Source organism: Clostridium thermobutyricum (assembly GCF_000371465.1).
Classification (GTDB): Bacteria; Bacillota; Clostridia; order Clostridiales; family Clostridiaceae; genus Clostridium; species Clostridium thermobutyricum.
The window spans coordinates 2608292-2620424 of record NZ_KB850956.1 but is presented as its reverse complement, the minus strand read 5'-3'; the positions used below and the strand labels follow the sequence as shown (position 1 = coordinate 2620424).

The following is a 12133-nucleotide window of genomic DNA, read 5'->3' as shown; positions in this document are numbered from 1 at the left end:
TGGTTAAATAATTAGGAGGTCTTCAAATAATGGTAACTCACGGAAATAATATTAAAATATTCACAGGTAATTCTCATCCGGAGCTAGCAAAAGAAATAGCTAAAATTTTAGAAGTAGAATTAGGAGATTCAAAAGTAGGAACTTTTAGTGATGGAGAAATATCAGTTGATATAAATGAAACTGTTAGAGGTGCTGATGTATTTATAGTTCAATCAACTTCATCACCAGTTAATAATAATTTGATGGAATTATTAATAATGATAGATGCCTTTAAAAGAGCTTCAGCTGGAAGAATAACAGCTGTTATACCTTATTATGGATATGCAAGACAAGATAGAAAAGCTAAGTCAAGAGATCCAATAACAGCAAAATTAGTTGCTGATCTTTTAACAACTGCTGGAGCAAATAGAGTATTAACTATGGATTTACATGCATCACAAATACAAGGATATTTCAATATTCCAGTTGATCATTTAGTTGGATCACCAATATTAGCTAAGTATTTTATTGATAAGGGAATGGATGATCAAGATGATGTAGTAGTTGTATCACCTGACCTTGGAAGTGTTACAAGAGCTAGAAAGTTTGCTGATAAATTACATGCACCTATAGCTATAATAGATAAAAGAAGACCAAAAGCAAATGTATCAGAAATAATGAATATTATTGGAGATATAGAAGGAAAGAGATGTATACTTCTTGATGATATGATTGATACTGCTGGAACAATTACAAATGCAGCTAATGCTTTAAAAGATTTAGGTGCAAAAAATGTTTATGCATGTTGTACACATGGAGTTTTATCAGGACCAGCCTTTGAAAGAATAAATAATTCAGCAATAGAAGAATTAGTTATGTTAAACACAATTGATCTTCCAGAAAATATTGATAAAAATAAATTTAAATCATTATCAGTAGCACCTATTTTTGCTGAAGCTATTCAAAGAATATATGATGATAAACCAATTAGTAAATTATTTGAAGTATAATTTATAGAATATAAAGGAGCTGTTACAAAATGATTAATAATCATTTTGTAACGGCTCTTTTATTTTAAATTTAAAAAAATATTTCTATACCATATGCGCTGTTTATTTTTGATAAATTCATACCTTTAGATTCATTAATAGAAATATTAGAGAATTTATTGAACTTTAATTAGAGTGAACTCTAAAAAGAGAGAAAGTCTAAGTGATTTTGGAGAAAAGATATTAAATAAATAAAGAAAAATATAAAGATAATTTAACTTATAGCTTGAAAATTCATTTAGATTAGATAAATAAAAAAGAAAAATACATTTAGTGAAGATAATTTAATTCAAATTGGGATTGTAGAAGTATTTTCTAAAGTATTAGAACGTTACTGTGTATTTAAATGAGTTAATGATGGAAGAGGAGCTATAGAGAATCTAAAATTGAAAATTTAAATTATGAAATTAAAGGAATTCATTTGATGAATATTTAATAGAAGTTTATCAAGGTAGTTTTTTTAAAACACCTAAGAATTTTGATAAAAGTGTGTAGGATTTTATATGTAAAAAAATGGTTATTTAAATATAATATAATTGTAAACGATAACTAAGAGAATTTATATATTTGGAGGGAATGGGATTTATGAAAAATGTAAAGAAAGTATTAGCTATGGCTATGGCAACAGCAATGATGACTATTTCATTAGTTGGATGTGGAGGAGCTACATCTGATGGAGATGCAAAGGCAGGAGACACTATTAAGGTTGGAGTATGTCTTTATAAATTTGATGATACTTATATTTCTACAGTAAGACAAAACATAGAAAAGCTTGCTGAGGAAAATGATAAGAAAATAGAACTTACTATAGTTGATGGAAAAGGTGACCAAGCTACTCAAAATGATAGTATAGATACACTTCTTCAAAAGGAAATGGATTTATTGCTAGTTAACTTAGTAGATACAGGAGCAGCACAAACTGTAGTAGATAAAATAAAGGCTGAAGAAGTTCCAGTAGTATTATTTAATAGAGAGCCGGGAACTACTGATGCAATAAAATCTTACGACAAAGCTATTTTTGTAGGAACTAATGCAAAAGAAGCTGGTGTATTACAAGGGAAAATATTATCTAAATTATGGCAAAAAGATTCAAAAGCTATAGATAAAAATGGTGATGGAGTAATGCAATATGTAATGCTTCAAGGTGAACCTGATAATCCAGAAGCTATAGCAAGAACAAAATATTCAGTAGATACTATTAATGAAGCAAAAATCAAGACTGAAAAGTTAGCTCAACAAGTTTGTAACTGGGATCAAGCATTAGCTCAAAATGCTACTGAAGCTTGGTTATCAAGATATAAAGATGATATTGAAGTTGTAATAGCAAATAATGATGGTATGGCTCAAGGAGCAATAGCAGCATTACAAGCTCAAGGATATAACAATGGAGATGCTAAAAAGACTATTCCTGTAGTTGGTGTTGATGCAACTGAAGCAGCTCAAGATTTAATTGAAAGAGGCTTAATGACAGGTTCAGTTCTTCAAGATGCAGAAGCAATGGCTAAAGCTCTTTTAGAATGTGGATTAAATTTAGTTGAAGGAAAATCAGCTATTGAAGGAACTGAGTATAAATTTGATGATACTGAAGTTTCAATTCGTATACCATACAAAGAATTTATAAAAGGATCAAAATAGTTCCCCTTAAGAAAAGCTACATAGCAATGTTTCTATTGTTATGTAGCTTATAAAATAATAGTGAAAGATAGGAGGATAATTTTAAATTTTACATTGGAATAGATCTTATAAATAATAATGAAAAGTGGTGAGAATTTAATGGAAGATAAAAAATATATTCTTGAAATGATAGATATATGTAAAAACTTTCCCGGGGTTAAAGCCTTAGATAAGGCTAATTTAAAAGTAAGAGCAGGAACTGTACATGCTCTTATGGGTGAAAATGGAGCAGGTAAATCAACTTTAATGAAATGTCTATTTGGAGTTTATATAGAAGATGAAGGTGAGATTTTTATAGAAGGTAAAAAGATAAATTTCTCTAATCCAAAGCAAGCTATGGAAAATGGTGTAGCAATGGTTCATCAAGAGCTTAATCAAGTTTTACAAAGAGATGTTATGGAAAACATTTGGCTTGGAAGATTTCCAGGGAAAATGGGAGTTGTAGATTCGAAAATATTATTCAATGAAACTAAAAGGGTTTTAGATGAATTAGAAATAGATATTAATCCAAGAATAAAGATGGGAAAATTATCAGTTTCTCAAAGACAGATGGTAGAGATTGCAAAGGCAGTTTCTTATAATGCAAAGATTTTAGTGTTAGATGAGCCAACATCTTCTTTAACTGAAGAAGAAGTAACTCATTTATTTAGAATAATAAATAAGCTTAGAGATAGAGGGTGTGGAATAATTTATATTTCTCATAAAATGGAGGAAATTCTACAGATTTCTGATGATGTAACTATTATGAGAGATGGTAAATGGATAGATACTATAGAAGCTAAAAATCTTACTACAGATAAGATAATTAAATTAATGGTAGGAAGAGATTTAGGCGATAGATTTCCTCCAAAGGATAATAAGCCAGAGGAAGTTATTTTAGAAGTTAAAAATTTGACTGGAATGTATCAACCATCTATTGTAGATGCTTCTTTTGAATTAAGAAAAGGTGAAATTTTAGGTGTAGCAGGACTGGTTGGATCTAAGAGAACAGAACTTTTAGAAACTATATTTGGAATAGCAAAACATAGTAGTGGAGAAGTGATTCTTCATGGGAAAAAGGTAGATAATTCTAATTCAAGAAAAGCAATCAAAAATGGTTTTGCATTGCTTACTGAAGAGAGAAGAGCAACAGGAATATTTGGACAGCTATCTATAAATTTTAATTCAATTATAGCTAATTTAGATGGATATAGCAGTAAAGGTGTTTTAAACTCTAAAAAGATGGAAGAAGATACAAAATGGGTTATAGAAAGTATGAGGGTAAAAACACCTAGTTCAAAGACAGCTATAAAAACATTATCAGGAGGAAATCAACAAAAGGTTATTATAGGAAGATGGCTTTTAACTAAGCCAGAGATTCTTCTATTGGATGAGCCTACTAGGGGGATTGATGTAGGAGCTAAATATGAAATATATCAATTGATAATAGATTTAGCTAAAAAGGGTAAAGGCGTAATAGTTGTTTCTTCAGAAATGCCAGAATTACTTGGAATTTGCGATAGAATTTTAGTTATGTCAAATGGGCGAGTTGCTGGAGTAGGTGATACAAAAGAACTTACTCAAGAAGATATTATGACTATGGCTGCAAAATATATTTAAAAGGGGAGTTTATTTATGGAAAATAGTAAAGTGGAAAAAAAGATAGATAAAAAGAAAGTTATAGATTTTCTTCTTAACTATGCTTTATATATAGTTTTATTTTTAATGATTATTTTCTTTATTGTAAAGGAACCAGGATTTCTTTCCTTAAAGAATTTTACTAATATTTTAAGTCAAGCATCAACACGTGGTATTTTAGCTCTTGGAGTAGCCGGACTTATAGTTTTACAAGGAACTGACTTATCAGCAGGACGTATTTTAGGACTTACTGCTATAATTTCAGCTTCTTTATTACAATCATCAACTTATGCAGCGAGAATGTATCCAGATTTACCTATCTTGCCATTAGCTCTTCCATTAATATTAGCAATAGTAATTGGTGGAATATTTGGAGCAATTAATGGATTTGGAGTAGCTAAACTGAAAGTACATGCATTTATAATTACTTTGGGAACTCAGCTTATAGCTTTTGGTATCTCTTGTCTTTATATTGATAGACCGCCATTAGGGGCTCAACCAGTAGCAAACTTAGATTCAAGATATACAAATGCAGTAAATGGTTCTTTAAAGCTTGGAAGTGTTGAAATACCAAATTTAGTTTTTTATTTAGCAATAGTTGCATTGATTATGTGGTTTATATGGAATAAGACAACTTTAGGTAAAAATATGTTTGCAATTGGTGGAAATCCAGAGGCAGCAGCAGTTTCTGGTGTTAATATAGTTAAAAATATAATGATAATATTTATTATATCTGGAATGCTTTATGGTTTAGCAGGATTCTTAGAAGCTGCAAGAGCAGGTTCTACTTCAACAGCTACAGGATTTAACTATGAACTTGATGCAATTTCTGCGTGTGTAGTTGGAGGAGTTTCATTCTCAGGTGGAGTTGGAACTATTCCTGGAGTTCTTTTAGGAACAGTTTTATTACAAGTTATCAACTATGGATTAAACTTTATAGGAGTAAATGCATATTGGCAATATATAATTAGAGGGTTAATTATTATAGTAGCTGTTGCTTTAGATGTAAGAAAATATATAGCGAAAAAATAATGAGGTAATAGTATGAATGAAAAGGAGAAACTAGAAGGAATTAAAGAAAAAAAGAAAACTGTTAGAGATACTTTATATGGACGTATAGATGTGTCACTAGAAACAATGGATAGAGTTTTAATAATATTGTTTGTTTTATTAGGATTTTCTTTAGTAATAGGAATTCTAGTTTAAAATTGGAAATTTAGAATTTAAAATATGAAATTAAGAATGTAGAGAAAGCTGGTTTGTTGTGCCAGCTTTTTTTATTTTCAATTTTAAATTCTAAATTTTAAAGTGAATCTATGTTATAATTTAAAGGTAATAAAAGTAATTGATATAAATTTATGGAAGGTGATGAAAGAGTGAATTTATATAGAGTACTAATTGTTGATGATGAAGAAGAAGTTAGGGAAGGTATTATTAGAAAATTAGATTGGAAAGAGTATGGGTTTGAAGTGGTTGGGACTGCTGAGAATGGAAAAGATGCTTTAGATAAGATTGAAAAATTAAAGCTTGATATTGTTCTTACTGATATTTCAATGCCATTTCTGGATGGGTTAGAGCTTGGTAGAATCTTAAAAGAAAGTATGCCAGGAATAAAAATAATAATTTTTTCAGGTTCAGATGATTTTGAATATGCTCAAAAAGCAATAAAAATAAATGTTATAGAATATATATTAAAACCAGTAAGTGCTATGGAGCTTTCTGCAGTTTTAAAGAAGGTTAAAAATAAATTAGATGAAGAGTACAAAGAAAAAAGTAATATGGAAACTCTACAAAAATATTATAAAGAAAGTTTACCTATATTGAGAGAGCAATTTTTAATTGGTGCAATTGAAGGTAAAATAAAGGAGATGAGATGGAGAGAAGAGATAAAAAGATTCCAGTTAGAGTTTTTAAAGGGAGACTTAGTCTTTTGTATAATTCATTTTGATAAGAGAAAGAATCTAAAAAAAGAAAATCTTTTTGAAGGAAATATAGGATTAGCTAATGTTTCTATAAGTAAAATTATTGAAGATACTATGGAAGAATATAGTATATATACTAAGTTTATTTACTTAGATAGAGTTATTTTAATAGCTAGTTTAGATGAAAAGTATACAATAGATTTACTTATAAAGGGGTTAAATGAAGTTTGTAATGAGTTTTACAAAATATTTAATAAGACTATTTCTATAGGGGTAGGAAACATATTTAATGAATATAATATGCTAAAGAATTCATTTACAGCTGCTGAAGATGCTTTAAGTTATAGAATTATATTAGGAAGAGGTAAAGTTACTTACATAAAGGATGTAGAACCTAATAAAGTTATCAACTTAGAATTTACAGGAGCAGAGGAAAAGAAATTATTAGATACTATAAAAATTTCAACAGAAGATGAAATTGAGAAAGTTATAGGAAATATATTTAAGAATTTAGAAAATTATCTTATGCCTTTAAATGGGTATAAAATATACTTAATGGAAATTATGATATCTATTATAAAGCTTATGCAAAGCTATAATTTAAAGATGGAAGATGTTTTAGAGAAAGACTTTAATTATTATAATTATTTAGAAAATATAACTTCATTAGAGGAAGTAGAAAAGACTTTTAAAATAATAGGTAAAAGGATAAATAAGCATATAAAAGGAAATAGAATAAATTCTTCTAAGCTTTTAATTGAAGATGCTAAAAAGTATATTAGTGAAAACTTTAGTGATTGTGAATTATCAGTTGAGCAAGTTTGTTCTCATTTACATGTAAGTTCAACTTATTTTTCAAGTTTATTTAAAAAAGAGGTTGGAATGAGCTTTGTAAATTATTTAACCCATGTAAGATTAGAAGAAGGAATAAAATTATTAAATTCAACTGATGACAAAGCTTATATGATAGCTTTAAAGGTTGGATATTCTCAAGCAAATTATTTTAGCTATGTATTTAGAAAAAAATATGGGGTAGCTCCTTCAAAATATAGAAAAAGTTAAAGGAGACCTCTTATGAAAAAGTTTTCAATAGATAGAATAAGGCGAATATATAGAAAATTAAATATTGGACAAATAATTTCAATTGCATTTACTTTAGTGGCTATAGTAGGAATGATACTTATAGGAACTATACTTTATTTTAAATATACAAAAGAGTTAGAGGAAAAGGTATCAGAAAATAATGTTGAAATCTTAGAACAGATTAACTTAAATTTAGATAATTATTTAAGAAAGATGATGAAAGTATCAGATACTGTATATTATAGAGGAATAAAAAAGAAAGATTTAGAAAAAGAAAATATAGATTTAGAAATGAGTTTATTATATGAGGAAAATAAAGAATCTTTAGTTAGTATTTGTTTATTTTCTGAGGAAGGAAAGGGAATTGAATCTTATCCTTTAAGGGAACTTAAAAAGGATGTTAAAGCTAGAGAAAGTAAGTGGTTTAAGGATGCTATAAATAAAAAAGAAAATTTGCATTTTTCAATACCACATATACAGAACTTATATGAATATAATCAAAATAAGTATAATTGGGTAGTTTCTTTAAGTAGATCTGTAGAGATAACTAGAGGTGGACATTCTACTCAAGGTGTGCTTTTAGTTGATATGAACTTTTTAGGCATTGAAAGTATATTTAGTAAAAATGAAACTAGTAAAAATAGTTATACTTACTTAATAAGTAGGGATGGAGAAATAATATATCATCCAAGGCAACAATTAATTTATTCAGATATAGAAAAAGAAAATAATATACAAGCAGCTAATTATGAGGATGGAGTTCATAGAGAAGTGTTTTTAAATGAAGAGAGGATGACAACAGTAAAAACTGTTGGATATACAGGTTGGAAAATTGTTAATGTAACACCTATGAAGGATATTATATCGGACCAAAAAGAAATAAAAATATTCTTTATATTTATAATGTGTTTAACATTATTCTTATTAGCAATTGTAAATGTTTTTGTATCTCAAAAAATAGCTTATCCTATAATGAAATTAGAAAGATCTGTAAAAAGATTAGAGAATGATATTAAGGATATAGATATAGAGATTAGTGGAAGTTCAGAAGTAAAGCATTTAGGAAAAGCTATAAAATCTATGGCTATGCAAATGAATTTATTAATGGAGAATGTAGTTATAGAGCAAGAAGCTAAGAGGAAAAATGAGCTTAATGCATTACAGGCGCAGATAAATCCTCATTTTTTATATAATACTTTAGATTCGATTATATGGATGATTGAAAAAGAAAACTATAATGATAGCATAATTATGGTTGGGGCTTTAGCAAAATTTTTTAGGATAAGCTTAAGTAAAGGAAAAAATATAATAACTGTAAAAAATGAATTAGAGCATGCTAAAAATTACTTAACTATCCAAAAAATAAGATATAAAAACAAGTTTAGCTACTCCTTTGAAATAGAAAAGGAAGTAGAAGATTGTGCATCTATAAAACTTATAGTACAACCTCTTATTGAAAATGCAATTTTTCATGGAATGGAAGACATGGATGGAGATGGAGAAATTCTTATAAAAGCCTATAAAAAGGATAATAGTATTTATATAGATGTTATAGATAATGGAATGGGAATGTTAGATGAAGTACGAGAATCACTTTTAACTAATTATTCTAAGGAAAAAGGAAAGGGATCAGGAATTGGACTTAAAAATGTTCATGAAAGAATTAGAATATATTTTGGTAAAGAATATGGATTAGAAGTATATAGTGAATTAGATGAAGGAACAACAGTAAGAATTCATATGCCTTGCATAGATATAAATAATGTAGATGAGAGGGATTTTAAGAAATGAAAAAAAGAAAGAAGCGTATTTTGGTTTTTACATTTTCTCTTGCTGTAATATCTTTAATAATTTTTATAAATGAAGCAATTTTATTAAAGGAAAAAGACGAAGTTTTTTATATTTCTGTAATTACAAAAGGTGGAAAAATAAATAGTTTTTCTAGATTGAAAAGTGGTATTGATGGAGCAAAAAAAGAAATGGGTGTAAATATAAATTTTATTAATTTAGAGGGAAAAGAAAATAAGGAAGAACAAATAAAAGTATTGAGAGAAGAATTAAATAAAGAGGTTGATGCAATATTGATTCAACCTATTGAATATAATTATATAAAAGATGAAATTGATAAAAGTAAGAAGAAAACACCAATTGTAGTTTTAGAAACGAAGGTAGAGGATTCAAAAGTAATTAATATACCTTATGACAATTATAAAATAGGTTATAAGCTAGCTGATGAAATAATGAGTAGAGGACATTTTAAAAAGAATATCTTAGTGCTAATAGAAGATGATGTAGATTATATACAGAAAAGAAAAGAAGGGTTTATAGAGTCAATTAAGTTAACTAATAATATGGTTCAGTTTTTACAGGTAAAAAGAAAAGAAGAAATTGAAAGAATTTTTAAAGAAAATAAAAGTGATATAATAGTTACTTTTGATATGGAATTATTAGAAGATATTGCAAAAATTAAAGAAGGGTTATTTAAAGAAAGTAAAATAGAAGTTTATGGTGTAGGAACAAATGATTATATAATATCTGCCTTAGAAAAGGGTATTATAAATGGGTTTTCTGTGCAAAGTGAATTTAATATGGGGTATTTAGGGGTAAAAGCAGCTGTAGATTTAATTAAAAAAAATACTTTTGAAGATGTAATAATAGATTCAAGAATGATAAATTGTGAGAATATGTATTATGACTATAATCAAAAGATTTTATTCCCATTTGTGAATTAATGTATTCTTTGGAGGAAATGTTGTGAAGAGAAGTAAGGGGAAGGTGTTAATAAATTTAATATTGATTAATATGGTTATTTTAGTAGGATGTAGTAGTGTAAAAAGAGAAGAAAAAGAGATACGGATAGGGGTTACTTTATATAATCAAGAAGATATTTTTGTATCATCTATATCAAAAGCTATTAAAGAAAAAGCTAAGGAAATTGAAGAAGAAGATGGAATAAGGATAGTAGTCGATTTATTAGATGCAAAAGCAAATATGTTTGAACAAAGCAATCAAGTAGAAAATCTGATAAAGCAAAAATACGATGTTCTTTGTGTAAATATAGTAGATAGAACAGTAAGTGCAACTATTATAGATAAGTGTAAAAAGGCTAATATACCTTTAATATTTTTTAATAGAGAAATTGTAGAAGATGATATGAAGAGATGGGATAAAGTGTATTATGTAGGAACTCAAGCTAAAGAAGCTGGAGAAATGCAAGGGGAAATGGTAATAGATAAATATAAAAATAATAAAAGTAGTGTAGATAAGAATAGGGATGGAAAAATTCAATATGCAATTTTAGAGGGAGAGCAAGGGCATCAAGATACAACCTTAAGAACTGAATATTGTATAAAAACTTTATACAATGAAGGGATAGGATTAGAGAAGGTGGATAGTGAAACAGGAGCGTGGAGACAAACTAATGCTCAAGTAATTATGAAGGAATGGTTAGGCAAGTATGAAGAAAAAATAGAAGTTATTTTTAGTAATAATGATGAAATGGCGCTTGGAGCAATTACAGAAATAGAAACATTTAATAAAAAAAATAAAAAAAATTATAAACCAGTAATTATAGGGGTAGATGGAACTGAAGAAGGATTGAAAGCTATAAAGAATGGGAATTTAACAGGTACTGTCATAAGTGATGCAAAAGAGCAAGGAATTAATATTTTAGAAATAGCATATGAGCTTTCTATAGGTAAAGAAGTAAATATAGATAAAAATATTTTGAGAATTACTCATAAAAAAGTAGTTAATGATTAAAAATTAAAATAAAGGAGAAAATTTTTTTAAGAAGTTTAAAAATAACTATTTAAAATAAGATCATAAATTATTTATTATAAATTTTACATTTTATATTAAAAAAAGACTAAGTTAATATAAATTAATTTAAGACTATTGACACTTTGTCAATAGTCTTAAATCATTTTTTATCTTATAAAAGTATAAAATTTAAAAGAAAAAAATTTCAATATAGGTTAATAATTTGTAACTTATTAGATAAGACTATATTAATAAGAAGTAAAAAGTGATAAATTTATAATTGGATAAATTTATAATTGTAAATTTACAATTTAAATTTAATGTTTATAGAATAAAAGTAAAATATGGAGGTGCCAAAATATGGACGGTGTTTTAGGAAAAGTTCTAATCGTAGATGATGATGAAAATATCTGCGAGGTTATAAATATGTATGTTAAGAGTGCAGGATATGATACTAAGGTTGCAAATAATGGTAAAGAAGCTGAGGAAATATTCTTAGAGTATAAACCAGACATTGTATTATTAGATGTTATGATCCCAAGCATAGATGGAATAGATGTTTTAAAATGGATTAGAAAAGAAGGAACTACACCTGTAATAATGTTAACTGCTAAAGGTGATACTTTTGATAAAGTTTTAGCTTTAGAGTTAGGCGCAGATGATTACATAGTTAAACCTTTCGAACCAAAGGAATTATTAGCAAGAGTTAAAGCTGTAATGAGAAGATATACAGCAGATAATACTAATAAAGAAGTTATTCAATATAATGATTTAACTATAGATGCAAATTCATATAGAGTTATATACAAAAATAGTGAAATAAAAATGCCACCTAAGGAATTTGAATTACTTTATTATTTAGCATGTAATAAAAACAGAGTTTTCACAAGAGAACAATTATTATGCGAAGTATGGGGATATGATTATCCAGGTGATTCAAGAACAGTAGACGTTCACGTAAAAAGATTAAGAGAAAAACTTCATTCAGGAGACACTTGGCAAATAGAAACTGTTTGGGGGGTTGGTTATAAATTCGAGGTGAAATAA

General features: G+C 27.5%; 10 protein-coding genes. All 10 read left to right on the top strand.

Annotated elements, in window-relative coordinates; all coding sequences use genetic code 11:
- The first annotated feature begins 29 nt into the window (after positions 1-29).
- The 10 genes from HMPREF1092_RS12305 (at position 30) to HMPREF1092_RS12265 (ending at position 12133) form a co-directional block, all read left to right on the top strand.
- On the top strand, positions 30-989 hold the full coding sequence (locus HMPREF1092_RS12305) for a ribose-phosphate diphosphokinase (protein ID WP_002598993.1): 960 nt from the start codon (positions 30-32) through the stop codon (positions 987-989).
- 624 nt (positions 990-1613) lie between these two features.
- Positions 1614-2663, top strand: coding sequence for a galactose ABC transporter substrate-binding protein (locus HMPREF1092_RS12300; protein WP_002598992.1), 1050 nt, complete (start codon positions 1614-1616; stop codon positions 2661-2663).
- A gap of 138 nt (positions 2664-2801) precedes the next feature.
- A complete protein-coding gene (gene mglA / locus HMPREF1092_RS12295; RefSeq protein WP_002598991.1) occupies positions 2802-4301 on the top strand; it encodes a galactose/methyl galactoside ABC transporter ATP-binding protein MglA in 1500 nt (499 codons plus the stop codon).
- A 15-nt stretch (positions 4302-4316) separates the two neighbouring features.
- Positions 4317-5351 (top strand): galactose/methyl galactoside ABC transporter permease MglC, encoded by a 1035-nt coding sequence (mglC, locus tag HMPREF1092_RS12290; RefSeq protein WP_002598990.1) that lies wholly within the window; start codon positions 4317-4319, stop codon positions 5349-5351.
- Between the two features lie 12 nt (positions 5352-5363).
- Positions 5364-5525: a hypothetical protein gene (locus tag HMPREF1092_RS17270; RefSeq protein ID WP_002598989.1), complete on the top strand. Its 162-nt coding sequence runs from the start codon at positions 5364-5366 to the stop codon at positions 5523-5525.
- A 170-nt stretch (positions 5526-5695) separates the two neighbouring features.
- Positions 5696-7303: a response regulator transcription factor gene (locus tag HMPREF1092_RS12285; protein ID WP_040413723.1), complete on the top strand. Its 1608-nt coding sequence runs from the start codon at positions 5696-5698 to the stop codon at positions 7301-7303.
- A gap of 12 nt (positions 7304-7315) precedes the next feature.
- A complete protein-coding gene (locus HMPREF1092_RS12280; protein ID WP_002598987.1) occupies positions 7316-9115 on the top strand; it encodes a cache domain-containing sensor histidine kinase in 1800 nt (599 codons plus the stop codon).
- A complete protein-coding gene (locus HMPREF1092_RS16600) occupies positions 9112-10056 on the top strand; it encodes a substrate-binding domain-containing protein (protein ID WP_002598986.1) in 945 nt (314 codons plus the stop codon). Before HMPREF1092_RS12280 ends, HMPREF1092_RS16600 begins: the two co-directional genes overlap by 4 nt.
- A 22-nt stretch (positions 10057-10078) precedes the next feature.
- Entirely contained in the window at positions 10079-11086 is a 1008-nt protein-coding gene (locus tag HMPREF1092_RS12270; RefSeq protein WP_002598985.1) for a galactose ABC transporter substrate-binding protein, read from the top strand.
- 360 nt (positions 11087-11446) lie between these two features.
- On the top strand, positions 11447-12133 hold the full coding sequence (locus tag HMPREF1092_RS12265; RefSeq protein WP_002598984.1) for a response regulator transcription factor: 687 nt from the start codon (positions 11447-11449) through the stop codon (positions 12131-12133).

Coding starts and splice junctions, on each gene's coding strand:
- mglA (WP_002598991.1), top strand. CDS start 2,802: ATGGAAGATAAAAAATATATTCTTGAAATGATAGATATATGTAAAAAC.
- HMPREF1092_RS17270 (WP_002598989.1), top strand. CDS start 5,364: ATGAATGAAAAGGAGAAACTAGAAGGAATTAAAGAAAAAAAGAAAACT.
- HMPREF1092_RS12305 (WP_002598993.1), top strand. CDS start 30: ATGGTAACTCACGGAAATAATATTAAAATATTCACAGGTAATTCTCAT.
- mglC (WP_002598990.1), top strand. CDS start 4,317: ATGGAAAATAGTAAAGTGGAAAAAAAGATAGATAAAAAGAAAGTTATA.
- HMPREF1092_RS12265 (WP_002598984.1), top strand. CDS start 11,447: ATGGACGGTGTTTTAGGAAAAGTTCTAATCGTAGATGATGATGAAAAT.
- HMPREF1092_RS16600 (WP_002598986.1), top strand. CDS start 9,112: ATGAAAAAAAGAAAGAAGCGTATTTTGGTTTTTACATTTTCTCTTGCT.
- HMPREF1092_RS12300 (WP_002598992.1), top strand. CDS start 1,614: ATGAAAAATGTAAAGAAAGTATTAGCTATGGCTATGGCAACAGCAATG.
- HMPREF1092_RS12280 (WP_002598987.1), top strand. CDS start 7,316: ATGAAAAAGTTTTCAATAGATAGAATAAGGCGAATATATAGAAAATTA.